General features: G+C 73.9%; 22 protein-coding genes and 1 pseudogene. 7 read left to right on the top strand and 16 right to left on the bottom strand.

All coding sequences use genetic code 11. The annotated features are described in order from the left end of the window. Window positions 1-2,866: 2,866 nt before the first annotated feature. Window positions 2,867-3,850, bottom strand: coding sequence for a helix-turn-helix transcriptional regulator (locus ABD946_RS26970; protein WP_345287882.1), 984 nt, complete (start codon window positions 3,848-3,850; stop codon window positions 2,867-2,869). Window positions 3,851-4,107: 257 nt separating this feature from the next. Between ABD946_RS26970 and ABD946_RS26965 the strand changes: the two genes are divergently transcribed. Next, complete coding sequence (locus ABD946_RS26965) at window positions 4,108-4,296, top strand: hypothetical protein (protein ID WP_345287881.1); 189 nt, start codon at window positions 4,108-4,110, stop codon at window positions 4,294-4,296. Between the two features lie 1,115 nt (window positions 4,297-5,411). Here the strand turns inward: ABD946_RS26965 and ABD946_RS26960 are convergent. The 5 genes and pseudogenes from ABD946_RS26960 to ABD946_RS26940 form a co-directional block, all read right to left on the bottom strand. Next, window positions 5,412-5,786 (bottom strand): annotated as a pseudogene (locus tag ABD946_RS26960) (AAA family ATPase); the annotation flags it as partial. A gap of 237 nt (window positions 5,787-6,023) precedes the next feature. Then, complete coding sequence (locus ABD946_RS26955) at window positions 6,024-6,407, bottom strand: VOC family protein (RefSeq protein WP_345287879.1); 384 nt, start codon at window positions 6,405-6,407, stop codon at window positions 6,024-6,026. 31 nt (window positions 6,408-6,438) lie between these two features. Beyond that, window positions 6,439-6,864 (bottom strand): ATP-binding protein, encoded by a 426-nt coding sequence (locus tag ABD946_RS26950; RefSeq protein ID WP_345287877.1) that lies wholly within the window; start codon window positions 6,862-6,864, stop codon window positions 6,439-6,441. A 164-nt stretch (window positions 6,865-7,028) separates the two neighbouring features. Next, entirely contained in the window at window positions 7,029-7,979 is a 951-nt protein-coding gene (locus ABD946_RS26945) for a LysR family transcriptional regulator (RefSeq protein ID WP_345287875.1), read from the bottom strand. A gap of 330 nt (window positions 7,980-8,309) precedes the next feature. Then, complete coding sequence (locus ABD946_RS26940; RefSeq protein ID WP_345287874.1) at window positions 8,310-10,595, bottom strand: M9 family metallopeptidase; 2,286 nt, start codon at window positions 10,593-10,595, stop codon at window positions 8,310-8,312. Between the two features lie 230 nt (window positions 10,596-10,825). Here ABD946_RS26940 and ABD946_RS26935 point away from each other — a divergent pair, with 230 nt between their 5' ends. Then, a complete protein-coding gene (locus tag ABD946_RS26935; protein WP_345287873.1) occupies window positions 10,826-11,356 on the top strand; it encodes a cupin domain-containing protein in 531 nt (176 codons plus the stop codon). Continuing rightward, window positions 11,349-12,143, top strand: a complete 795-nt coding sequence (locus ABD946_RS26930) for an SDR family NAD(P)-dependent oxidoreductase (RefSeq protein WP_345287872.1) — start codon at window positions 11,349-11,351, stop codon at window positions 12,141-12,143. The genes ABD946_RS26935 and ABD946_RS26930 overlap by 8 nt, the downstream gene beginning before the upstream one ends. Before the next feature lie 19 nt (window positions 12,144-12,162). On the opposite strand, the gene ABD946_RS26925 is transcribed toward ABD946_RS26930, so the two are convergent. From ABD946_RS26925 to ABD946_RS26900, 6 genes are all read right to left on the bottom strand, one after another. Further along, window positions 12,163-12,744, bottom strand: coding sequence for a hypothetical protein (locus ABD946_RS26925; protein ID WP_345287870.1), 582 nt, complete (start codon window positions 12,742-12,744; stop codon window positions 12,163-12,165). A gap of 122 nt (window positions 12,745-12,866) precedes the next feature. Further along, the gene (locus tag ABD946_RS26920) at window positions 12,867-13,271 is read right to left on the bottom strand and encodes a cupredoxin domain-containing protein (RefSeq protein WP_345287869.1); all 405 of its coding nucleotides are present in this window, start codon (window positions 13,269-13,271) and stop codon (window positions 12,867-12,869) included. A gap of 71 nt (window positions 13,272-13,342) precedes the next feature. Further along, on the bottom strand, window positions 13,343-14,173 hold the full coding sequence (locus ABD946_RS26915; RefSeq protein WP_345287868.1) for a ferritin-like domain-containing protein: 831 nt from the start codon (window positions 14,171-14,173) through the stop codon (window positions 13,343-13,345). Beyond that, window positions 14,170-14,961, bottom strand: coding sequence for a ferritin-like domain-containing protein (locus ABD946_RS26910; protein WP_345287867.1), 792 nt, complete (start codon window positions 14,959-14,961; stop codon window positions 14,170-14,172). Before ABD946_RS26910 ends, ABD946_RS26915 begins: the two co-directional genes overlap by 4 nt. A gap of 162 nt (window positions 14,962-15,123) precedes the next feature. Next, window positions 15,124-15,492 (bottom strand): hypothetical protein, encoded by a 369-nt coding sequence (locus ABD946_RS26905; protein ID WP_345287866.1) that lies wholly within the window; start codon window positions 15,490-15,492, stop codon window positions 15,124-15,126. Then, the gene (locus ABD946_RS26900; RefSeq protein ID WP_345287865.1) at window positions 15,489-17,135 is read right to left on the bottom strand and encodes a high frequency lysogenization protein HflD; all 1,647 of its coding nucleotides are present in this window, start codon (window positions 17,133-17,135) and stop codon (window positions 15,489-15,491) included. Before ABD946_RS26900 ends, ABD946_RS26905 begins: the two co-directional genes overlap by 4 nt. Window positions 17,136-17,570: 435 nt before the next feature. Here ABD946_RS26900 and ABD946_RS26895 point away from each other — a divergent pair, with 435 nt between their 5' ends. After that, window positions 17,571-19,019, top strand: coding sequence for a DUF4331 domain-containing protein (locus tag ABD946_RS26895; RefSeq protein ID WP_345287863.1), 1,449 nt, complete (start codon window positions 17,571-17,573; stop codon window positions 19,017-19,019). Window positions 19,020-19,138: 119 nt separating this feature from the next. Next, the gene (locus tag ABD946_RS26890) at window positions 19,139-20,449 is read left to right on the top strand and encodes a tetratricopeptide repeat protein (RefSeq protein WP_345287861.1); all 1,311 of its coding nucleotides are present in this window, start codon (window positions 19,139-19,141) and stop codon (window positions 20,447-20,449) included. 49 nt (window positions 20,450-20,498) lie between these two features. Here ABD946_RS26890 and ABD946_RS26885 read toward each other — a convergent pair whose 3' ends face one another. The 3 genes from ABD946_RS26885 to ABD946_RS26875 are packed head-to-tail and all read right to left on the bottom strand — an operon-like array spanning window position 20,499 to window position 21,556. Continuing rightward, window positions 20,499-20,906 (bottom strand): nuclear transport factor 2 family protein, encoded by a 408-nt coding sequence (locus ABD946_RS26885; RefSeq protein WP_345287859.1) that lies wholly within the window; start codon window positions 20,904-20,906, stop codon window positions 20,499-20,501. Window positions 20,907-20,960: 54 nt separating this feature from the next. Beyond that, a complete protein-coding gene (locus tag ABD946_RS26880; protein ID WP_345287857.1) occupies window positions 20,961-21,230 on the bottom strand; it encodes a hypothetical protein in 270 nt (89 codons plus the stop codon). Further along, window positions 21,209-21,556 (bottom strand): hypothetical protein, encoded by a 348-nt coding sequence (locus ABD946_RS26875; RefSeq protein WP_345287855.1) that lies wholly within the window; start codon window positions 21,554-21,556, stop codon window positions 21,209-21,211. The genes ABD946_RS26880 and ABD946_RS26875 overlap by 22 nt, the downstream gene beginning before the upstream one ends. 61 nt (window positions 21,557-21,617) lie before the next feature. Between ABD946_RS26875 and ABD946_RS26870 the strand changes: the two genes are divergently transcribed. Together ABD946_RS26870 and ABD946_RS26865 are read left to right on the top strand one after the other, a co-directional pair. Continuing rightward, window positions 21,618-21,863, top strand: coding sequence for a hypothetical protein (locus tag ABD946_RS26870; protein WP_345287853.1), 246 nt, complete (start codon window positions 21,618-21,620; stop codon window positions 21,861-21,863). Window positions 21,864-22,614: 751 nt separating this feature from the next. After that, window positions 22,615-22,758 (top strand): hypothetical protein, encoded by a 144-nt coding sequence (locus ABD946_RS26865; RefSeq protein WP_345287851.1) that lies wholly within the window; start codon window positions 22,615-22,617, stop codon window positions 22,756-22,758. 133 nt (window positions 22,759-22,891) lie between these two features. Here the strand turns inward: ABD946_RS26865 and ABD946_RS26860 are convergent, their stop codons facing one another. Then, window positions 22,892-23,083, bottom strand: a complete 192-nt coding sequence (locus ABD946_RS26860) for an SDR family oxidoreductase (protein ID WP_345287849.1) — start codon at window positions 23,081-23,083, stop codon at window positions 22,892-22,894. Between the last annotated feature and the right edge of the window lie 580 nt (window positions 23,084-23,663).

Genomic DNA, 23,663 nt, shown 5'->3' with positions numbered 1-23,663 from the left:
GCGGAGGCGGACGCCCTGAGGCACGGCCACAGCGCCGGCCGGCAACTCCGGACCACCGGTTGCCGGGCCACGGCGCCCACAGGCTGAGCGGACCGAGCGGACGAGCAGCCGCACGGGCCGATCCAACCCCTCGCCCCTGCGATAAGACGCGTAGAGACCCCACACCGCGCTCCCGCCGGAGGCGAGTGAGCAATCACCCCGCGGAGACGGCGAGCTCACCCCACGACGGGACGAGGCTGGCATCCCCAGCGCCGGCCGACCCCCGACGGAGGGCGAGTGAGCACCGCCACAGGCTGACGTCTCCGCCAGGGAATGGGCGGTCAGGACCGGACCGGGATGACAGTTGACGGCGGAGCGATGATAGGGCTGCTGGCGTGCGGGAGCTTGAGTGATGGGACAACCGGTGCGGGGCGCCGGAGGGGTTCATCGGCGTACGGGAGGAGCTGGAGGCGCGCCCGGGGGCGGACTCGGGATTGACGAGGCCGTGACGTACCGGCGTGGCACGGGTTGCGGTGCGTCATGTGGCTCTGGTGGTGTCGGAGTTCGCTCCTGGGCGGGTTCGTTCGGGGTGGCCACCGCCTGAGCGGATCACCCGGGCGGTGGAGCGGGCCAGTGTCCGCGCGGCTGCCGTGCTGGCGCTGGCCGGTCTTGGGCGGACCAGGTGCAGGAGGGCACCGCGGCTTTCCTCTGCATGGTGCTGTCACCGCCGCCGTCCAGGCCCACCGTGCGGCCGTCTGCGCTACTGACTTACCTGCGCAGCCCGACCATGCGGGGTGTTGCCTTCCTGGGCACCCTCGGCATCTGGTGCTGGCCGAGCCTGTGGGCCGGCTGGGCTTTCCTCGGGCCGCGGGTGTCCGTGAGCTGCGGCGGGGTGAAAATAAATCTTCCCGAAGGTGATGTTGCAGGGGCCGAGACCCTGGGTGCCGCACGGTCTGGCGACGGCGTCGTCCCGCCGGAGCGGCTGGGCGCGGACGTGGCCCCGGGCCCTCGCGTCTCGCCGACCCCCCGGACCAGGCCGGCTGCCCGACCCGGAACGGCCGGCGGAGCCTGGACGCCTGGGAGGCCTCGTGCTCCGCAGCGCGCCGCCGTACCGCCCGGGACGGAGGCCGTGCTCGCGGCCGCCGACCTCGGCCTGCCTGGAGCTGCCGCGCCGGACGTCCGCGTGGTCCGGTCGCTGGCACGGTTTCGGCGGGCACCGCCGTGGTCCGTTGGGGCAACGGGCCGGGCGCCGGAGCGGCCGTTCACCAGCCGCCCCCCCGGAAATCTGCCGCAGCGTGTCGCCGGACCGCCCGGCTGTCTCGAAGCAGGCTGGGCCTGCCGCTGGTGGCGCGGTTGACATCGGGGGCCGAACTCTCCGTCAGGCCGAGCTGGACGCCTGGCGCTGGATATCGCTCGGACCCTGGAGACAGCTGTCGCCACTGCGCACACCCCCCAGTACCGTCTGGCGGTGCTGCTCGGCCAGGGTTGCGGGCGCGTGTCCTGGCCCTAGCTGCCGGCCGACACCGTGCTGGCGGCGGCCGCCAGCGGCTGGCTGGCCCGTTCCCAGCCGGAGGGCGCCTCGGCGATCGTGCACCGGGACGGCAAAAAATGGGCACATCCGCGGAGCGGCCCGCGCCCAGGGCATCGGGTCGGGGCGGCCGACCTGGTCGCGGCGGTCCTGGTGGACGGGTACTCCGGAGGGCACGACGAGGGCCCCGGCACCGCTTCGCCAACCGGGTCGGCCCACAGCCAATCGGTATCGAGGCCTCTCCGACGCTGACGGCCCGTTCCGGACGAGGAGTCTGCCTGGGCGCCCGCGCCGCTCCGCCACCGACGCCTCGCGCACGGCCTGAACCCACCCCCGACCGTCGCCGTGTCACACCCGGCCGGGTACGGCCCGTCCGGACGCGCGCCACCGGCCGTCGCCCACTGCTTGCCCGGTCCACCCGCCACCTCCAGACCGCCCGGCCCCGCTACCCAACGCCCCGAAGGCTCGACCGCCCCTCCACACCCCCTCGTTGACGGAACGTCAGGCCCCGGTCGCGGCCCGCCCTCGCCCGGTGAGGATGGCCGTGGTGACGGCCGAGCCGGTGGGAGTGGAAGAGGTACGGTTACCGGTATTCGCTGCCGTCGGAGCGCGGGTTGAGGAGCTCCTCACCGCAGCAACCCCACCGCAGCAGCCCCTCACCTCCGGCGGACCGGGCCGGTCGGCCCGGTCAATGCCCGGCTGGCCGATGCTGGCCACCACGCCCAAGGGCCCCCGGCGGCGTGGAGTGAAGTGGCCTTGCTGGCCGTGAACACAGCGAGCGCCAGGACGTCACCGACCGCCACGCCGGTCCGGCGGCTCCGCCGGCGGTGAGGACGGAGGCGGCGGCCACCAGGCGGGACGGGTCGAGGCGGCCGAGGCGGGAGGCGCCGGGGGGGGACTGCGAGGTGGCGGCCCGGGCCGCGAGGGCCCAGGTGGGTGCGAGCGCGCATGGGAGAAGCCTCTTCCTCGTAGGGGCGAGAAGTGAACTTTCCAGGCGCCCGAGACTTGGGGGCCCTCCGGACGGGCGTCCCTAGCGTTGTCGGCCCGTGTCGGTGGCGGGCGTCAACCCTTGCTGACGAACTGCACTACGCCTCCCCGATCGGCAGATCCAGTGACTGCCTCCCGCGGAGTAAGCGACCTGCTTCCCCGACGTGGGCCGTCAAACCACAACCACTGTCTCCCCGCTCGAGTCGATGCCTCTCGCCCGCCCCCCCGGGGGGGGGGAAAAAAAAAACGAAAAAAAAAAAAGCACAGGGCTGCTCCAAAAAATGGCCGGACGTGGAATCGCAGTGGGAGATCGAAATCCGTAGATCATCGACCATCCGGACCAAACCCGGGACGTTCGCTCGATAGAGAAGGTCAATGCCCCTGACTTCCGTCCCGCACCACCCCGCCCGCGCCGAACGTTTCGCGGCCTCGTCGAGTCGCCGGGTGGACGTCGGAGATGGTCTTGCGGGTGGTGTCGAGCTTCTTCAGGACGTGGGCGACGTGCTGTTCGACGGTGCGCGGGGAGAGGAAGAGCGCCTGGGCGATCGCCTGGTTGGTGGCGCCCTCGACCAGGAGGTCGGCGACCTGGCGTTCGCGGGGCGAGAGGCGGGAGCCGTAGCCCTGGCGGCCGCGGGCGGCGGGGCGGGTGAGGCCGAGCTCGCGGAGCAGGGGGCCACAGCGGGCGGTGTCGGCGGTGGCGCCGAGGCGGGTGAAGGAGTCGACGGCGTCGGTGAGATGTGCGGCCGCCCGGTCCCGTTCGGTGGCCGCCAGGGCGCGGGCCAGCAGTTCGGCGGCCCTGGCGGCCTCGTAGGGGCGGCCGACGGCCCGCCAGATGTCCCGGGCGGTGGTGAGGTGCTCGACGGCCAGGGCCGGTTGGGCCTGCGCCTGGATCAGGCCGTGGGCCAGGTGCAGCTCGGCCCGCGCCCCTGGTCCGTCCCGGCCTCGCAGGCCCTCCCCCGCCTGCTCCACCAAGGCTGTCGCGGCCGCCTCCTGCCCGCAGGCGAGGCCCGCGGCCACCGCCACCGGCAGCAGGCCGGTGGCCCGCGCCCACGCACCCGCCCGGGCCAGCAGCCGCACCGCCGGGGTGACGGTGGCCCAGGCGTCCTCCGGAGCGCCCTCGGCCAGCCGGACGGCGGCCAGGCCGACCGCGGCACGGACGGCGGAGGTCACCTGGGACTCCCGTTCGCCGTACTCGGCGGCGGCCCGGTAGTGGCGCAGGGCCTCGGCGGTGCGGCCCCGGGCCGTGGCCAGCCGGCCCAGGGTGAGGCTCTGCTCCGTCCCGGCCATCGCCATGTCCGGGTACTGGTCGGCCAGTTCGGCGAAGCCCCGTTCGATCCCCTCCCACCGGCCGGCCACCCCCGTCCAGCCGCAGCAGGGCGATCCGGCTGTAGCACTCCAGGTAGGGGATGTCCGCCCGGCGGGCCAACTCCCGGCTCTCGGCCAGGAGTTCGGCTGCCCGCTGGTCGTGTCCCAGTTCGATGGCGAGCTCGCCGACGTTGTAAACCGCCCGGGTGGTCTGGCGCAGCAGGTCGGTGTCCTCCGACTGCCGCGGCAGGCGGTCGAGTTCGGCCCAGACCGCCGGGTCGCCGTCCCGGGCCAGCAGGGTCAGCCGGGTGGCCCGGGCTGCCGCCCGCACGGCCTGGTCGGGGCTCGCGGCGAGGGTCTGCTCGGCGCGTTCCAGCCAGGCCCGGGAGTGGGCCGCCGCCTCGTCCCGTTCGTTCATCGCCATCGCGATCATCGCCCGGGCGGCCTTCTCCGGCTTGGACTCCAACTCGCCGATGGAGCGGGCGATCTCCTCGTAACCCGAGCGGTCGCCACCGTGGTTGACCATCAGCAGGCCGAGGTCCATCCGGATCTCGCCGCAGGTGGCGGTGGGCAGCCGGGGGTCGGCCAGGATGGAGCGCAGCACGGCGGCGTTGGCCAGGTGGTCCGGCCCGTTGACCGCGATCCGGCCGAGGGCCAGGGCGGTGCGGGAGCGGTCGTCGGCCGAGAGGTGGGGCTGTTCCAGCACCTGGTGGAGCAGGGCGGCGGCGGTGCCGGTGTCGCCCAGCGCGATGGACTGCTCGGCCGCCTCCTCCACCCTGGGCAGCCAGGCCTCGCGGTCCCCGGCGGCCAGCGTGTGGTGGGCGATCTGGACCAGCGGAGGGGGCGTCAGGGCTCGCAGCGCCTCGACGGCCTGGCGGTGCAGCCGGGCCCGCTGCGGTCCGGGCACGTGACGGTACGCCACCTGCTGGGCCAGCACGTGCCGGAAGACGTACTGCCCGCCGTGCCCCGCCCCGTGCCGGACCCCGTGCGGCGGGGGCACGTCCTCCCGCTGCGGCGCCTCGCCCCGCGCCCCGTCACGGTGCCCGGTCTCCCGCAGGACGGCCGCCTGGAGCGCCTCGGTCAGCCCCTGCGCGCCGCGCTCCGCGTCGAGCCCGGCGACGGCGGCGAGCAGCTCCTCGCCGGCGGGGACGGCCAGCACGGCGGCCGCGTCCACCACGGCGGCGCCGGTCTCGGAGAGGGTGGCCAGGCGTTCGGTGACGGCTTCGCGCAGGCCCCGGGGCACCTCGGCGTGGGCCAGGTGGGCGGCGGCCTCGGCCGCCCGGCCGTGCAGGCTCTGCTCGGCCAGGGTGATCAGGTCCTCCTCGGCGACCAGCGGCAGGCCCTCGCTGCGCTGGTAGAGGGCGGCGGTCAGGTCGGGGGTGGCCTGCCCGCCGAGGGCGGCGGCGGCCAGTTCGCCGATCGCCGCCTCGGAGAGCGGGGCGAGCCGGATGACGGCGCCGCTGGTGCCGGGCGGGCGCCGGTAGGCGGCGCCGAGGACGGGGGTGCGGGGCGGCAGGTCCTCGGCCCGGTAGGTGCCGACCAGGCCGAGCCGCTCGGGCAGGTCGCGGGCGAGCAGCAGCAGGAGCTCCCGGGTGGCCTCGTCGACCCAGTGCAGGTCCTCGACCACCAGCACGGCCGGGCCGATCGCGGAGAGGAACGCCCTTACGCCGTGGACGAGTTGGTACCGCTCGGCCTGGGCGTCGCGGGCCCGGGGCGGCGGGGAGGGCAGGCGGTCGGCGAGGTCGGGCAGCAGCGGGGCGAGGGCACCGGCGGTGGGTGGGACGCCCTCGGCGGGGAGCCAGCGGCCGCCCTTGCGCAGCGCGTCCATCACCGGGCCGTAGGGGAAGGGCTCGCGCAGCGGGTGGCAGTGGCCGGTGAGCACCCGGTGGCCCTCGGCGGTCAGGGCGAGCGCGGCCTCGTGGACCAGCCGGGACTTCCCGATCCCGGCCTCCCCCTCGACCAGGACCACGGCGGGCGGGTGCCGCACGGCCGCCAGCAGGAGCCCGAGCTCCCGCTGACGGCCGACGAACTCGAAGCTCCTGCCGGGGGCCGGTCGCCCGGGGCCTGCTGCCACGCGATCACCTTCCCTGTCCTGGCCACGCTAGATCGGCGCAGGTCAGGGGGCAAACGGCAGGGCCGTCCAGTGAGGCCTTCCCGTACCGCCGGCGCGGAGATTCAGCAGGCCCGGCGGTCAGCCAACCCGGGGGTGCGGCCGGCCCGGTGGTCAGCCGTCGTCGCGGCAGAGGCAGAAGGGGTGGCCGGCCGGGTCGAACAGCACCCGGACGTGGGCCTGTGGCTGGTGGTCCGCCAGGGTGGCGCCGAGGGCGAGGGCCTCGGCCACCGAGTCCTCCAGGTCCCCCACCTGGAAGTCGAGGTGCATCATCGGGCGCTGCGCGCCCTCGCTCGGGGGCCAGACCGGGGGCCGGTAGCCGTCCGCCTGCTGGAAGACCAGGAAGGGGCCCTGGGGCGAGGAGGCGACCACGGCGGTGCCGGGTTCCTCGTGGCCGAGGTGCCAGCCCAGCAGGTCGACGTAGAACCGTGCCAGCGCGGAGGGGTCGGGGGCCTCGACCGTCGTGCCCCACCACATGCCCTTGGTGCGTGATCTCATCCCGGCAGCTTCGCACGCGGCGGTGACGTGCTCACGCGGCCTCGGGCACCAGCAGCTCGGCCGTCACCTGGGTGCCGGTGGCGGTGCGCCGGATGGTGCAGCCGGCCGCGTAGGCCTCGACCAGCATCAGGCCGCGGCCGGTGCAGTCCTCGGGGCCGGTGGTGGCCTGCGGGCGCCAGTGGCCGTTGTCCCGGACCTGGACGACCACGGTGAGGCCGTCGCTGGCGAGCAGCACGGCCACCTCGGGGCTCCCGCTGTGCCGCACCGCGTTGGCCACCAGCTCGGTCACGATCAGCGCGAGGGCCTCCTCGACGCTGTCGGGCACCCCCCACTGCCGGGCCAGCACCTGGGCGAAGTGCCTCAGGGCCGGGACGGCGGCGGGATCGGCCGGCATGGCGCACGCTGCCGATCCCTCGCGTACCGCGAGGTCGGGGGCGGTCTGGTCGATGGCGATCATCTGCGACTCCTGAAGGCGTGTGGGGCGGGCCTCCTGCCGGACAGCCTCGCCCGAACCCGGCGCCGGATCAACCGGGGGTGCCCAAGTCACGGGTACCTATTTAATGGGCGGAGTCCCGCCTTCCGGGCCGCCCCGGCCCTCCCCTCGTCGGCCTCCGGCCCTGCTCAGCCGTAGGTCCGCGCCATCCAGGTCTGGAAGTGCGGGGCCCGGCTGATCAGCTCCCGGTAGGACTCCACGGCCGAGCGGTAGAGGGTCTCGGCCACCTCCCCGGCCCGGCCGTCCCGGCGCCAGACCAGCAGGTACCTGGTCCACAGCGGGGTGCCGGTCAGCGGCTTCACGATCACCCCGGGGATCGGCTGGATGGTGGCCTGCACGACGGAGACGCCCAGGCCCTCGGCGATCATCCGCTGCAGCTGCACCTGGTCACCGAGGAACTCGTGCACCACCGCCGGAGTGAAGCCGGCCGCCGCACACGCGGCGTGGAAGAAGCCGGGCCAGCCGGCCCCGTCGTCCGGGGTGAGGAACCAGGCCTCGTCGGCGAGCTCGGCGAGGGAGACCTCGGCCCGGTGACGCAGCCGGTGCCCGGCGGGGAGGGCCAGGAAGACCGGTTCGGTGATGATGCCGCGGTGCTCGACGGCGGCGGAGTGCGGGAGCTCCTGGCCGGGGTAGTCGACGGCCAGCGCGGCGTCGATCTCCTCGTGCTCCAGCAGGTCCACGATGGCGGACGAGGCGTAGACGCTGCTGACGGTCAGCGGGACCTCGGGCAGCTGGCCGCGCAGCCGCCGGACCAGGCCGGGCAGCACGGGCGTGTTGGTGGCGGCCAGCCGCAGGGCGCGCCCGCTCGGCGCGGCCGGGGCCTCGTCCTCCCGGCGACCGATCCGCTCCACGGCGGCGAGCACCTCGCGGGACCGGGCCAACACCTGGGCGCCGTACGCGGTGGGCTTCACTCCGGTGGGCGTGCGCAGGAACAGGTCCTCGCCGAAGTGCCGCTCGATCCGGCCGAGTTGGGTGCTGACGGCCGGTTGGCTGTGGCCGAGCACGGCCGCCGCCCGGCCGAGGCTGCCCGCCTCGGCGATCACGCACAGGGTGCGCAGGTGCCGCAGCTCCAGTTCCACGCGCGGTCCCCCATCTCCTCGGGTGAGCACCACTGCTCCCGCCGGGAGGTTATGGGAGATCCGCCGTCCCGCCAAGAGCCGGGGGCGAACCCGTCGAGCGCGGCCGAAACCGGTCCCGACCTGCTGAAACACCGTCCGGAGATTCCTGTTATCCGGCCCGCTCCACTTGCTCTCCCAAGGGTCGGATGCGGCCGGAGCGGGCTCCCGCCGGGGCCGGACGTGCCGGACGGCCCGGCCCACCGTGCTGGGCCGGGCCGTCCTGCGTACCGGGCGGTGCGGGTTACCCACTCCCCGCTCCGCCCGGGGTCCCGCCGGTCACGCGGGGGTCGGTCAGTACGTGGTGACGACCGACGCCCCGCTGAACCCCTGCTGGGCGTAGAGGCTGATGTAGTTCCAGCCCGCCGGCGGGTTGCTGATGGTCAGGGTCTCGGCGTTGGTGGCGCCGGTGGACCTCGCGGTGTACGAGGTGCTGGTGGCCCAGCCGTTGGCGTTGTAGTACAGGTCGGCGTTGCCGGTGCCGCCGGTGCTGGTGATGGTGAGCTTGGGGGTTCCGGCCGGGAGGTAGATGTACAGGTAGGCGAGGTTCCCGGTGGTGGCGGAGAGGTTGGAGCGGCCGCAGTTCTTGTCGAGCTGGCGGCTGTCCGCGTTGGTGCACTCGTTCGCCGGCGGGGTGGTGACGGTCCCGCAGTTGCCGGCGTTGCAGGCGGTGAGCCAGCTGTTGAAGTCGGCGTCGTAGCGGGTGCCGATGGTGGACTTCAGGTAGGTGTAGGCGCCCGCGTAGTCGCCGGTGCGGTACTTGGCGAGCACGGCGTCCACGTCGGAGCGGTGCGACTGGAGCATGTAACGGGTCGCCAGGTAGCCCCAGTTGTAGGTGCGGGTCTGGTCGGTGTTGTCGTAGGTGGTGTCGAAGAGCGTGGAGAGCGCGTAGCGGTGGGTGCCCGCCTCCGTGATCGCGTCGTCGTACTTGACGCCGCGGTAGTGGTAGGAGACGTACTCGGCGAAGCCCTCCACCCACCAGATGATCGGCTTGACCTGGCCGGCGTCGAAGTCGCCGTAGGTGTCGAAGCGGCCGTCGAGGTAGTGGGTGTACTCGTGGTTGAGGTTCCAGATCTGGAAGGCGGGGCGGACCCACTCGGCCTCGTACGCGATGAAGCGGGCCTGGTTGCCCACCGTCGCCGGGTTGCCCTCCAGGTACATGCCGCCGTTGTCGGTGTCGATGCCGAAGATGACGCCGGCGTAGGTCTGGTAGTCGCTGCTGGAGTCGAAGACCGAGACCTCGAGGTTGGTGTTGTTGTCACCGGCGACGGGGCCGTTGTCGCGCACCAGGTTGTGGAAGAAGGCGTCCTGGTTGGCCAGGCTGGTGCAGGTGGCGCTGAGCTCGGCGGCGCTCATCTGCTGGGCCTGGATCTTCAGGCTGGGGCTGCAGGTCTGACGCACGGTCAGGATGGCCGCCTTGACCCGGTTGGGCAGGTCGCAGGTGCCGTAGTACGAGCAGTTGGCCTGGTCGTACTGGTCGGCCATCTCGGCCACGCCCATCCAGAGCGCGGAGGTGCGGCCGGTCAGCTGGCTCTGGTCGAGCAGGTGCTTGGCCAGCGGGCGGACGGTGGGCTGGAGCGGCGCCTCCTGGAGGAAGCGGCCGAGCTCGCGGCCGGCGTTGGAGACCAGGTAGCCGGTGTCGGAGCCGAGCTTGGCGTTCCACTTGGTGGCGAACGAGTCCAGCTGGGTGAGCACGCTGGTGTCGTTCTGCACGGCGGTGACGAACTCGGGCACCTGGTGGCCGCGCCAGAGCACCGTGTAGACGTTGTTGACGGCCGCCTTCATGCCCCAGTACGCGTCGTACGAGGTGCCGTAGCCGTTGAGCAGGCGCTTGACGACGTACAGGTAGCGGGCGTTCTCGCCGGAGCTGTCGATCAGCGTGACGGCCTCGCTCAGGATGTCGCCGTTGGCGTCGGTGACGTCGCTGGAGCGCGGGGCCGCGTAGAAGGCGTCCAGCGCGGGCCGGATCGCGTTCTTCAGCGTGGTGCCGTAACTGCCGACGGCGCCGGAGTTGTAGAACTGCACGTAGTACCCGGCGCGCAGGTAGAGCACCAGCTGCGCGGTCGACGTGGTGTTGTTGCCCGGGTAGTTGACGGCCACGTCGCGCAGCGCGTTGGCGATGGTGACCATCTGGGCCTCGCGGAACGCCTTGTTGGCGTCGGTGCCGGTGAGGGTGAACAGCGTGTTCACGCAGTCCACCGTGGCGCCCTTGACCGCCGTCACCAGCGCGCTTCCGGTGCGGGAGGTGAAGTCCGAGGTGTTGCAGGCGGCCGCGGCCTGGGCGCTCGGGGCCTGCTGCGTCTTGGACTTGACGTCCACCGCGTCCTGGGTACGGGGCGCGGTGCGCGGCGCCCGCAGGCTGAGGTCGAGCTTGGCGTCCTCCTTGGCGTGCGCCGCCTGCTCCTTGGCCACGGTGGCCGCGGCGGGCTGCGGGGCCGGGCGGCTGGGGCCGGCGGTGCTCGCGCTGTTCGCGCTGCTCGGCGCCTGGAACGGGCTGTTGGGGACAGCCTGGCTCTGGGCCGAGAGGGCGCCGAGCGCCATCGTGCAGGTGAGCGCCGCTGTGAACAGTGCTCTGGGCATGCGTGTGAAGCGCATGGTGAAGGTCCTCCGACAGCAGTGGGGGGTGCTGGGTGACATGTACCATTGCACGCCCATTGGCTGTTCAGGAAGGGGATAACCCCCAACTTGTCCGGGCCATAACAGCGTTAGCCCTCGACCGGGACCAGGCGTGGCCTCCCACCTCCGGGCCCTCCGTGTCCCTAGGATCGTCCGGTGCCGTCGCACCGACGGGCGGAGGAGGGGAGTGCCGGATGAGCACCGCGGACGAGGTGGCCCGGGCGTACGGGCTGGTGCCGCTGCCCGCCGAGGGCGGGCGGTTCGACCGGATCTGGGCCGGGCCCGAGGACGCCGCCGGCCGTCCCGCCGGTTCGGTGATCCTCGCCCTCCTCGGCCCCGGACCCGGAGACTTCTCCGCCCTGCACCGGCTCCCCCGGGACGAGGTCTGGCACTTCTACCGGGGCGATCCGCTGGAGCTGCTGCTCCTCCACCCGGACGGCACCGACGAGTTGGTGCTCCTCGGTGGCGACGGCCCCGCCCCGCGCGTCCAGCACGTGGTGCCCGGCGGCAGCTGGATGGGCGCCCGGGTCGCACCCGGCGGCGGCTGGTCACTGTTCGGCGCCAGCATGGCCCCGGGCTTCCTCCCCTCGGACTACCACGGCGGCACCGCACCCGAGTTGGCGGCCGCCTACCCGCAACGGGCGGAGCTGATCCGGCAGTTGTGCCGCCCTGACGGGCCGCTCACCATGGCGACCGACGACCACTGGAAGGGCCGCCGTGACTGACCCCCGCCACCCCTCGGGCTCCGGCGGTGCCGACCCCCTCGGCCTGGCCGGCCTGGCCGTCCTCGTGGTCGGCGCCACCGGCGGGATCGGCGCCGGCGTCGCCGAACGCTTCGCCGAGGTCGGCGCGGCAGTGGTCCTGCACGGCCGCCGCTCGACCCCGGCGCTGGCCGGGATGGCCGACCGGATCACCGCCCGGGGCGGCCGCGCCGCCACCGTCCACGGCGACCTGGGCAGCGAGACCGAGACCGCCCTTGCCGTCCAGCGCGCCGCCGAGCACCACGGCCGCCTGGACGCCGTGGTCAACTGCGCGGGCATCCAGCCCGTCACCGCCCTCGACCAACTCACCGACTCCGACTGGCAGTCGGTGGTCGACACCGACCTGCACGGCCCCGTCCGCCTCACCCGGGCCGCCGTACCCCTCCTCCCCCCGGGCGGCTCCATCACCCACCTGGCCTCCATCGAGGGGAGCCGGCCGGCCGTCGGCCACGCCCACTACGCCACCGCCAAGGCCGCCCTCCTGATGTTCGCCCGCGCCGCCGCCCTGGAACTCGGCCCCCGCGGCCTGCGGGTCAACACCGTCTCGCCCGGCCTCATCGACCGCCCCGGCCTCACCGAGGCCTGGCCCGACGGCGTCACCCGCTGGCGGAGCGCCGCCCCGCTCACCCGCCTCGGCACCCCCCGCGACGTCGCCGACGCCTGCCTCTTCCTCGCTTCCCCCCTCGCCTCCTGGATCACCGGCCACGACCTGGTCGTCGACGGCGGCGTCGGTGCCCGTCCCGGCTGGTGACCGGACGGCCGTGCCCCGGTCACCCGACGGTGCTCCGGGACGGACGGCCCGCCGCCAGGACGGGGCTGTCGTGCTGGTACGGCAGCCCGACGGGTGCCAGGTCGCCCGGGTCGGCACAGCCCACGTGGGCGAGCCGCACCACCCGCAGCCGGTGGAACGCCGAGGCACCGGCCGGAGCCGTGTACGGTCGCAGACCGGGCACGCGCCGGCTCGGCAGGAACAGCACCGGCGCGTCCGGGCGCAGCAACACGTCCAGGTCCAGCAGGAGTTGTTCGGTGCGGCGCGGTGAGTAGCCGCTGACCAGCGCGAGGGACAGCCGCGGCAGGCCGAGGGTCGGCAGGAGCAGCGCCTCGGCACCGAGGTCGGCGGTGTACGGCCCCCGGACGGCGGACGCCGCCCGGCCGATGCCGAGCGTGAAGGCGGGCGTGTGGCGCTCGGCCAGCCGGTGCGCCAGGCAGGCGGCCCGCTCACCGACGGCCAGGACGGCCGCGGTGGGTCGCCACCCGGTGGACTCGGCGACGGAGCGCCGCAGGAGCAGGGCGCACTCCTGAGGGTGGCGGCTGCCGCAGCGGATCGGGACGGGCACGGGGGCGGGCGTCACGCTCGGGACTCCTGGACGGGTGTTCGGCCCCGCGGCGGCGGATCGCACTCTGCCTTCGGTACCGGACCGGATCCCGCGGGGCCGCGGACTGCCCAGGCCGGGCTCCGCCGCGTACGGCGTGGTCATCGGACGGTGAGGGTGCCGCCCATGAACGGGTGGATGTCGCAGAGGTACGGGTAACTGCCGGGGGCGGCGGGGGCGGTGAAGGTCGCGGACGCACCGGCCTCGACCCGGCCGGTGTCGAAGGCCTTGCCGGTGGCGGAGACGGTGTGCGGAGCACTGTCCTGGTTGGCGACCACGATCCGGGTCCCCGGGGCGACGGTGAGGTCGGCGGGGGCGAACGCGAAGTCCTTGATCGTGAGGTTCACGGCCGAGGCGGTGGAGGTCTCCCCGGTCGGGGGCGAAGTGCTCACCGTGGCGACCGGGTTGACCCGGGTGGGACCGGTCGAGCCGGAACAACCCACCGCGAGCATCAGCAGGACGGTGACCGCAGCGGCGATCAGGGCACGGGCGGGGGATGTGTGCACGGGCGTGCTCTCCAGGTGCAGGGCCGGGGCAGGGTCGCGCGATTCCCGTCCGCGACCCTGCCCCGGAGTCGTCAGACCGTCAGGAGGCTGGGGCTGGCGGCCTTGTCGACGGGCAGGAAGTCGGCCGGGACGGGGTACTCGCCCAGCACGTAGTGCAGGATCGCGGCGTGCATCGCCTCCACCGGCGCGATGGTGGCGGCGGTGGCGATCCCGGCCGGGCTGGTGACGTTGTAGGTCGCGAAGAGGTAGGTCTGCGCGGCCTGGTCCTCCAGCTGCAGGGCCAGCTTGGCGACCGACCCGACGTCGGTGACCTTGCCGAGCGCCGCCGTGACGTCGGCCTGGTTGGACAGCGGCACGTTGGTGACGGCGGGCTTGCCCGCCCCGGTGAGCACCGCGTTCCAAGCCTTGGCGTGGTCGGCGTGCTGGGCCATCGCGGTGGTCACGAAGGTGGCCACCGCCGACGGCACGGTGCCGAGCTTGCCGGCCTTGGCCGCGTCCAGCGCCGCCTGGTAGGCGCCGACCGCCTGGTTCTCCAGCGCGGTGGCCAGCGCCACCACTTGGAGGTCTCCGGTGTACTGACCGGACGCGGACGCCGACGGCTTCGCGGATGTGCCCGAGGCGGACGGCGAGCTCACCGCGTTGGTGGCCTTCGGGTCGCTCGAACAGGCGGCCAGCACCAGTGCGGCTCCCACCCCGCCCACGCCCAGCAGGAAGCGGCGGCGGCCCTGGTCCGCCAGGCCCTGATCGTGGCGGCGGGTACGGATCTCCTCGGCCAGGTCCACCGCACTCGCCCGCATCGCGGGCAGGGTGTCCTGGTGGGCCTGCTCCATGTCCCGCGTGAGGCGGGCCAGTTGGCCCTCCGTGATCGGCAGCTCCCAGCCGCCCTTGGCCTTGCCCGTCACTTGACGGCTCCTTCGCTGATCGGGGAGGCGTCCTTGGTCGGGTAGAACGCGTCCGGGAAACCGACACTGCCGGCCGCCGCGGGCAGCTTCGCCGGGTCGACGGGGATGGTGATCAGGTCGGCGGCGTTGCCCGCCAGCAGCGCCTGGACCGCAAGCAGGGTGGCCCGGTGCTGCGCCTCCACCGGCGCCACCGAGGCGAACAGCTTCCGCAGGTCCGCGTTGCTCACCTGCGCGACGTTCTTGGTGTAGGTCTGCGCCGCCACGTCCTCCAGCGTGATGGCCAGCTTCACCACGTCCGCCGGACCCTTGATGGTCGGCAGCGTCTGGTCGACCACCGCCTTGTACTTCGGGTCAGGCCCGGTCTGCGCCTTCCCGCCCGCCTGCGTGGCGGCCGAGTTGAACGCCTTGGCGTGCGCCTGGTGCTGCTCGGTGGTCTTGGCGATGAAGGCCGCCACCGTCTTGTTGCCGTCCTTGATGAACGGCAGCGTGGCGGCGGTCTGGTAGACGCTCACCGCCAGGTTCTCCAGCGACGCGGCCGTCTGCAGCGCCATGATGTCGTCGGCCGTGGCGGTGGCCGCGAAGGCCCGCGCCGAACCGAACAGCGCGGCCGCCCCGGCCACACCCGCCAGGACGCCGCCGCGCCGCCACCAGCGCCGCCCGGCGGGCTCGGTCTCCTGCCCGAAGTCGGTCAACGCGCCCCGGGTGATCCGCAGCGCGTCGCTGTTCAGGTCCTGCGACTGCTCGGTCAGTTCTTCCAACAAACGGGTGTCGATGCGCTCTGCGGCCATCACGCCCCCATCTCCTCCGATGCCCGCACCACGCGGACACATCGCAGGCACTTCGGCGCACCGCTCCGGCCGGCTTGCTCCGTCGGCCGCGATTCACCCCTGGGAGCCAACGCGTGGCGCGGCGTTGACGACCGGAGCCGCACGCACCGGGACCGGCGGCCCTCACTCCCGCCCGTTCGACACGTACCTCCGGTCGCCGCCGAGTTCGACGTAGAGCTCCGCCCAGCGCCGGTCCTCGGCGGTGGGCGCCGCACCGTCGCAGAACGGCTTGGTGCCGTTGGCGGTGTAGTAGCGCATCATCTCCAGGACCGCGCGCGGCTCCGCTCCCTGCCCGGAGGTGTACCGGGGGCCGGGGCGTTCGGCCTGGTGCGCGAGGCACGTCGGGGCGGGGGCGGCCGGCCCCGCGTCGAAGCTTCCGTCGGCTGCGGAGGTGCAGGCGGCGGCCAGGGGTGCGAGCAGCAGGGCCAGGCCCAGGGCGGTGGCGGTGCGGGTGGTCACGGTGGTCCGGTCTCCGTTCGGGGTGGTGGTCACAGGGCCGAGGGCAGGCTGCGGACGACGAGCCCGACCCCCACGGCCAGCACGAGGAGCGTGGCCAGGAGGCCGCTGTACGGGGCGAGTTGACGGAGCGTCCGGGCCACCGTGCCCTCCTGCACCGCCCGCAGCCGGTCACCGACCTTCACCAGCAGCAGGCCGACGGCGGTGAGGGTCGCGGCCATGCCCAGGCCGTAGGCGACGACCAGCGCCGCCCCGAAGAGGGTCCGCCCGAGCGCGACCGCGCCGAGCAGCACCACCAGCGCGGACGGACTGGGAACGAGGCCACCGGCGATCCCGAGCCCGATAAGCCGCCCGCGTGAGGGGGCGTCAGGGCCGTGGTGGTGCCCGCCGAACCAGCCGTGGTGATGGTGCCCGTGGTCGTGCCCGTGCACGTGGTTGTGCCCGTGCCCATCGTGATGCCCGTGGTCGTGGTCGTGGCCATGGTCGTGGTCGTGCGGGTGCGGGTGCTCATGCAGGTGCCCGTGGCCGCCGCCGTCGGCCGCCGCCGCGTGGACGAGTTCCCTGCGCGGCTCCTCCAGAGCCTGGGGCTGATCTCCGTGCCGAGCACGGGAGTTGGGCAGGCGTCGGACGGCATCCCGCAGCAGGCTCACGCCGACCACGGTGACCAGGAGCCCGCTGAGCACGCCGAGCCACCCGAGCAGCACGTCCCCGGCCAGCGAGGAGAAGGCCGTCAGGCACAACCCGACGACCAGCACCCCGGCCGTGTGGGTCGCGGTGACGGTGGCCCCGACGGTGACGGCGTCCCGGGTGCGCCCGTGCCGCCCGGCCAGGTAGGCCGCCATCACGGTCTTCCCGTGACCGGGCAGGAGGGCGTGTCCGGCCCCCAGCAGCAGGGACAGCAGGACGGCCAGCAGACCGAGCGGGACGGTCAGCCGCTCGGCAGCCCCGAGTGCGGCGAGCCTGCCGTCGAGGCGTGCCAGCCAGGCGGCCGGGCCGGAGGACGGTGCCGCCCCCGCCACTGCTCCGACCTCCCCGCCGTCCCCGGGCCGGGCCCGGAACCGGGCGTGCGTCACCCCGCTCGGACTTCCGAGCAACTCCCGTGGGTAGTCCCGCAGTTCTCCGGAGATCGAGCCGGCCGGCACGTCCGAGTCCGCCACGACGGCGCCCTCGCCCCGCACCACGATCTCGTTCCAGCCCACCCGCGTGGCATCGATCCCGCTGACCACGTGCACGCCCGCACCGCCCTCCGGCAGCCGGAGTCCGGCCCGCAGCCGGCACTCCAACCGGCCGCTGCGCAGACCGGCCGCGCCGTCCTGGTAGTCAAACCGTGCGGAGCCGGTGGTCCACCGCAGCGGCGCGGCATCGGCGTCACTGGTCACCCGCAGGCGCTCGGCGACCCGGGTGCACTGCTCGGCGGCCCAGGCGGCGCGCTCCCCCTCGTCCACCGTGCCGTTCCCGTCGCGGTCCACCCGGGGCTGCTCCTGGAGGGTGGGGATCTCGGCGGCGTCGACGACGGCGAGGAGGTCGAGACGGTCCGGGTGGACCGTGAACCCGAGGTAGTGGTTGACGGAGAAGTTGCCCAGGGGATGGGCCTCGGCGGCGGGAGCGGCCGGGCCGGTCAGCAGCAGGGCGCCCGCCGCCACCGCCGCGGTCCGGGAAAGAGGTCGTGGGACTCGCACGCTGGTCCTCCGGTGGGTCTCTGACGCCGGGTGCTCGATCCCGGTCCGGTTCGGGGCGGGCCGGCACGGGCCCGCGCTCACATTCGTGGCAGCGGGCCCGCGGATGGCCGCCACCACCCCAACGGAGCCGGAGGATCACCTGAGCGGCGCAGGAAACGGGCGGACATGCCGATGCATCGCACTCCCGCCCGACCGGGCGGCGGCGGCTCGGGCTGCGCGGACGCGCGGACGCGCGGACGGTCCCCCCGACGGGGCCGTACGGGTGGCTCCGGTGCTCCGTCCGGGTGGCCTGGCCAAGCCGTGGTCCGCGCACGACCGAAGGCGCCACGGGACGCGGTCCACAGTTCGGACCGACCGGGTTCGCCCGGGTCCCCGGTTCCGCGCACCCACGGCCCGGAGCCGACGTTCCGTCAACCGATCGAGAAACGGACCCACATGAGCGTCAAGCGCCAACGTGCCCGCACCAGCTCCGCCGCCCGCTCCGCGGCGGTGCTGACCGCCATGGGCCTCGCGCTGGCAAGCACCGCCCTCCTGGGCACCGGTGCCGGCGTCAGCACCGCCTCCAGCCACCGCGAGGCCCCGCTGATCGCCGCCGACCCGCAGGTCGACAACACCGACCTCTACGCGTTCACCAGCCCGGACAGCCCGGACACCGTCACGCTGATCGCCAACTGGCTCCCGTTCCAGGAGCCCAACGGCGGCCCGAACTTCTACCCCTGGGCCGACGGCGCGCACTACGACATCAACATCGACTCCCAGGGCACCGGCAAGCCCGACGTCACCTACCGCTGGACCTTCCACACCGAGGACGCGCGCGGCACCGGCACGTTCCTCTACAACAACGGGCCGGTGAACAACCTCAGCGACCCGACCCTGCTCTTCCGGCAGTACTACACCCTCCAGGAGCTCCGCCCGGACTGCGACCCGGTCACCCTGGTCGACCGCGGCCAGGTCGCCCCCTCCCACACCGGCCGGGCCTCCATGCCGAACTACGGCATGCTCCGCGACCAGGCCACCGTGCAACTCCCCGGTGGTGGACAGACGGTGGCCACCCAGGCGGCCGACCCGTTCTTCCTCGACCTGCGGGTCTTCGACCTGCTCTACGGCGGCAACCTCTCCGAGGTCGGCCAGAACACCCTCGCCGGGTACAACGTCAACTCGGTCGCGCTCCAGATCCCCAAGAGCCGCCTCGCCTACAAGGGCGACGCCACCCGCAACCCGGTGATCGGCGTCTGGTCCAGCACCGAGAAGCAGACCCTCAAGCTGAGCCCCGGCAAGGCCGACCCGGTCGGCAAGTTCGTCCAGGTCTCGCGCCTGGGCAACCCCCTGGTCAACGAGGTCGTCCTCCCCTCGGGCCTCAAGGACGCCTTCAACTCCCTTCCCCCGTCCGAGGACCACAACCAGCCCGCCGTCGTCGCCCGGGTCCTCGAACCCGAGGTGCCGAAGCTGGTCCAGGCGATCTACGGGCTCCCGGCCCCGGCCACCCCGCGGACCGACCTCCAGGAGATCTTCCTCACCGGCATCGCCAAGGCCGCCAACGGCCCGCTCGCGGTCGACCTCAACTCCCAGCTCATGAACCAGGACATCGACCCCGGCAAGTTCGTGCCCGCCGAGGAGCTGCGCCTGAACATGTCCACCCCGGTCACCCCGAACCCCGACCGCCTCGGCGTCCTGAACGGCGACTTCCAGGGCTTCCCCAACGGCCGCCGCCTGGGTGACGACGTGGTCGACATCGCCCTCCAGGTGGTCGAGGGCGCCACCCCGGGCAACTTCGTCGCGGCCCTGGCCGCGGGCGACAAGGTGAACTCCACCGACAAGCCCTTCGGCGCCACCTTCCCGTACCTGGCGCTGCCCTACGACAAGGCCGTCAACCAGGCCAACTGACCCACCGGCGGTGCGGTCGGCCCCACCCGACCACCGGCCGACCGCACCGCCACCGCCGTGCCTCCGCACCTTCCGCCTGCCTGCCCCCTGCCCCCTGCCCCCTGCCCCGAGAGGCTCCCGTGCGCCGACTGCCGCTCCTCCTCACCACCCTCGCGCTCGCCGCCGGCCTCACCGCCCTCGGCACCGTCGACCGACCTCCCGGCGGCCGGGCCGGAAGCGGCACCGCAGTGCGCCCACCCGCGGCCGCTCCCTCCCCCACCGATCCGCTGGGCCGCGCCATCGCCGCCGACCAGCAGCGCCTGCGCGCCCTGCCGGAAGACGCAGGCACCTGGGCCAAGTTGGGATCCGAGTACGTCGAACAGGCCCGGCTCACCGCCGACTCCGCGTACTACCCCCGGGCCGACGAGGCCCTGCGCCGCTCGCTCTCCCTCGCTCCGCAGGCCAACGCCGCCGCCCTCACCGGGCTGGGCGCCCTGGCCAACGCCCGCCACCTCTTCGACCAGGCCCGCGACCACGCCGAACGGGCGATCGCCGCCGACCCCGCGCACTGGCCCGCCTACGCCGTCCTCGCCGACGCCCGCACCCAGCTGGGCGACGACCTCGGCGCCACCGAAGCCGTCCAGCAGCTCCTCGACCGCAGGCCCGGCACCGCGTCCTTCACCCGGGCCGCCTACGACCTCGAACAGCACGGTCGCACGGAGGACGCCCGGGCCGCCCTCGGTCAGGCCCTGGCCTCCGCCCACGCTCCCGCCGACCGTGCCTTCTGCCACCACCAGATCGCCGAACTCGACTGGAACGCCGGACAGTTCGACCGATCCCTGACCGGCTACCGGGACGCGCTCACCGCCGACCCCTCCTACACCCCGGCACTGGCCGGCCAGGCCCGCGCCGAGGCCGCCCTCGGCCGGACCGACGACGCCGTCCGCGACTACACCACCGCCATCGCCCGAGTCCCCCTTCCCCAGTACCTGCTCGAACTCGGCGAACTGCACGAGTCACTCGGCCACCGCGACCAGGCCCAGCAGCAGTACCGGGTACTCACCGCCGAACAGCGGCTGGCCGCCGCCAACGGCGTCAACGACGACCTCTCCCTCGGCCAGTACGAGGCCGACCACGCCGATCCCGCCGAGGCCGTCCGCCTGCTCCGCGCCGAATGGGGCCGCCGCCGGCACGCGCTGGTCGCCGACGCGCTCGCCTGGGCACTGCACCGCACCGGCGCCGACACCGAGGCCCTCGAACTGGCGGAGACCAGCACCCGACTCGGCTGGAAGAACGCCCTGTTCGACTTCCACCTCGGCGAGATCGAGCTCTCCCTCGGCCACACCCCCCAGGCCCGCACCCACCTCACCCGGGCCCTCGCCACCAACCCCGCCTTCCACCCCCTCCACGCCACAACCGCCCGAACCGACCTCGCCTCCCTGCCCGACTGACCACTGCCCCGCCCCTCCCCGCCCCGGCTGCACGAGGAGGGCAGCCGGCTCACACCAGCGTGGGCGCGAAGTAGTCGCGCAGGCGGGCGATCTTCCCGTCCCGGAGACGGAACACCTGTACCAGCGAGACGGTCTCCTCCTCGCCGTCCTCCCCGTCGAAGGCGGTGTCGATCTCCGCGATGAAGACGTCCGGGTCGGCGGTGAGGTGCAGCACGTACCCCGACTTCTCGAGGTTCGGAGTCTTCGGGCCGCCCACCGGTCGCGCGTAGTACTCCGCCAGCGCCGTCCGGATGGCCTCCCGCCCCACTGTCCGACGCGGGAACGCCGAGCCCTCCGCCAGCAGCGGAGCCTCCAACACCCCGTCCTCCGTGAAGAGTTCGGACAGGGCATCGGCATCGCGCGTCATCGCACCGGCGTACACGTAGCGCTGGAAGACTTCCTGCGGCGTTGCGGACACGGCGGGCTCCTCGTCTCGTACGGTTCGTACCGGCAAGGCCCCAGCCAACCACACTCAGGCCCCCGCCACCGGGTACCCCTTCCAGAGCGCGACGTGATCGGTGAGCGGTTCGCACGGCGCGTACTCGCGGTCGCGCTCCAGGCTCAGCGCCGTGCCGTCCGCGAACAGGACCACGTGCAGCCCGGCCTCCGGTGTGAGCCAGACGTCCGCCGCGCTCCGGAACTGCTGCCCGGTCAACCGGAGGACGACGACCGCGTGCCCCTCCCTGAAGACGAGCACCACGTCCGCCCCGGGCCCGGGGATCACCGCCAGCTCGCCGGCCACCGCCCAGAACTCCTCGAACGGCACACCACCCGCTGCGGATCCCGCTCCGACATCACCACGGGCGCCGCAACCGCCCGCGCCGCTTCGACCACCACCGGCCCGAGCTCCTCCAGCCCCTCCGGCTCGTCCTTCTGCACCGCGCCCAGCAGGCGGAACGGGGTGTCGAAGTGCTTCGCCCACCACTCCGCCAGGCCCTCGACCGTCCGCAGCCGCTCGTGTTCGCGCTGCATCGCGGCCATCCTCGCCTTCACCGCCGCGCGGTCGATCCCCGGCTTCCGCCCTTCCACCGCTCCGCCCACCTCCTCGATCGCTCCACGGACCGCCATTCTCACCCGGCCCTGGCCCCGATCCCTGCCTTCGCCTCCGTCACGCGGGTACTGTGGTCCCATGACGCTGCGTCAACTGGACCCGCTGCTGCTCGACGCCGACCTCGCGGACTGGCTGGAAGCCACCGCCGCCAAGGCCGGCCTCAGCACGGCCGAGTACCTGACCGGCCTCGTCGCAGCCGACCGCCACCACGGCGACGCCCTGGACCGCGCGCACCGCCTGGCCTCCCCGGCCTACCGCAGCTGGGTCGACGCCGGCCGCCCGACCGCCGACGGCCTCACCCCCGACGAGGTCTTCGGTCCCTGACCGCCCCGCCTCACTACTCTCGGCCGACCCGCGGAGCGGCTCCCGCAGCGCATCAGCCGGCAGGCTCCCGCGCAACCACCTTCCTCCTCGGAGCGCACGGGGCAGCCCGGGACGGCCCTCCGCCGGTCCGTGGCCGGGTGAAGGGCTGCTCCCGGACCGGCCGTTCAGGTCTCCGAGACCGCATTCGAGATCCGAGGCGGCGGCCATTCCGCAGCGCCGAGCCCCCCACCCCCGCCCGGCCACTCCGCGCCGTCAGCCCCACCCCCGGCAATCCGGTCCGCCACCCCACCGCTCGTGCCGCTCCACCTGGGAATTCCCGCCCATGAACCGTCCCCGAACTGCCATGCTGTCCGGGCACCGCCGTCGCACCCACCGCGCGCGCCCGCCTGAGGAGCCGTCATGTTCCGCAGCTCTGCCCCGCCCCCGCTCCCCGAGCTGCCCAACTGGCCCTCACTGCTGCGGGAGTTCGGCTGCCCGGCCGCCGCCCTCGCCCGCCCCCGCCCCACCTGGTTCCACCGGGCCGACGCCTCCGGCACGAACGGCGTCACGCACCAGCTCAGCCTGGACTACTACGAGGACCACACCGTCCTGGCCCGCGTCACCACCCACCGCGTCCCCCCCGCCCCACCTCCGCGTTCCCCTCACCCCCGACCCGACCGCCCTCCTCCTCGACTTCCTCGCCACCACCTCCCCCTCCGAGGTCCTCGCCCCGACCACGGGCACCGGTTGGCTCTTCGTCGACGGCAGCGCGGTGGAGGGCCGCCGCCTCACCCACGGCGACCACGTCCTCACCATCGCCACCATCGCCGCCGAGACGGTGGCCGTCGCCAGCACCGCCGCCCTCCACGACGAAGCCGTCCACCTCACCCTCCACACCCCACCGCTCCACAACTGACCGGCGTCCCGCACGCGTCCGGGCGTTCGTGCCCGTGCAGTTCGTCGAAGAACCGACCGGGGAGTGGACCGCCGTCGGACACGACACCGCGCGGGATCTCGCCGATGGCGCCGACCAACGCCCGGCACCCGCCTCACACCAGCGCCGCGCCGCCGTCCACCGCGAGCGTGGCGCCGGTGACGTAGCCGTTGCCCATCGCGAAGAGGTAGGCCGCCGCAGCCTCCTCCGCGGTGCCGACCCGTCGCGTGAGCAGCCCGGACCCGGCGCCTCGGAGGAAGGCCACCGGGTCCGGCACGCTGCCGTCCACCAGCTCGGTGCGGATCACCCCGGGCTGGGACCCCCCCCCCCCCGCCCCACCCCCCCCACGCCCCCCCCTCGCGCGCCACCCCCCCCCCCCCCCCCCCGCCCCCCCCCCCCCCCCCCCCCCCACCCCCCGCCCCCCCCCCGCGCACCCCCCCCCCCCCGCCCCCCCCCCACCCCCCCCCCCCCCGGACAAAAAGCGTTGACGAGAGGGCGCAGGCGGGGGCTAGTGGTCGGACGCGAGGGCGGCGTGTGTCAGGGCCCTCCCGAACCCCGCGCACCGGTTGATGGCGTGGCCGCGAGCGCGGGTGCCGCCCTTGCAGCGTTGTGCTATGGACCGGGCCCAGGGACGCCGTAGCTGAGGAATGTGATGCGTAGCCGGTGGACCCTCAGCGTGCGAGGACCTCGGTAGGGCGTTGCGTATCATTGCGGAGTGAGGAACGCCCCACGAAAAACCAGCCTTGTCGAAGACCGCGCTTGGCCAGTCGCTGCGGGGCAGTGGTCGAGTGCACGGGCGTGTCTGATCAGCAGGTAGCTCACCCCAGACAACCGGGGGCGCTGGTGTAGGACGCGGTGGGTTCCACACTCCCCCAGCGGCGCTTCCG

This window comes from Kitasatospora albolonga, assembly GCF_039535905.1.
GTDB classification, from domain to species: Bacteria; Actinomycetota; Actinomycetes; order Streptomycetales; family Streptomycetaceae; genus Kitasatospora; species Kitasatospora albolonga.
The sequence above is the reverse complement of the archived record's forward strand: the minus strand, read 5'-3'. Positions and strand labels throughout refer to the sequence as shown.

Coding starts and splice junctions, on each gene's coding strand:
- ABD946_RS26870 (WP_345287853.1), top strand. CDS start 21,618: ATGACGCTGCGTCAACTGGACCCGCTGCTGCTCGACGCCGACCTCGCG.
- ABD946_RS26875 (WP_345287855.1), bottom strand. CDS start 21,556: ATGGCGGTCCGTGGAGCGATCGAGGAGGTGGGCGGAGCGGTGGAAGGG.
- ABD946_RS26950 (WP_345287877.1), bottom strand. CDS start 6,864: ATGATCGCCATCGACCAGACCGCCCCCGACCTCGCGGTACGCGAGGGA.
- ABD946_RS26935 (WP_345287873.1), top strand. CDS start 10,826: ATGAGCACCGCGGACGAGGTGGCCCGGGCGTACGGGCTGGTGCCGCTG.
- ABD946_RS26895 (WP_345287863.1), top strand. CDS start 17,571: ATGAGCGTCAAGCGCCAACGTGCCCGCACCAGCTCCGCCGCCCGCTCC.
- ABD946_RS26910 (WP_345287867.1), bottom strand. CDS start 14,961: ATGGCCGCAGAGCGCATCGACACCCGTTTGTTGGAAGAACTGACCGAG.
- ABD946_RS26955 (WP_345287879.1), bottom strand. CDS start 6,407: ATGAGATCACGCACCAAGGGCATGTGGTGGGGCACGACGGTCGAGGCC.
- ABD946_RS26940 (WP_345287874.1), bottom strand. CDS start 10,595: ATGCCCAGAGCACTGTTCACAGCGGCGCTCACCTGCACGATGGCGCTC.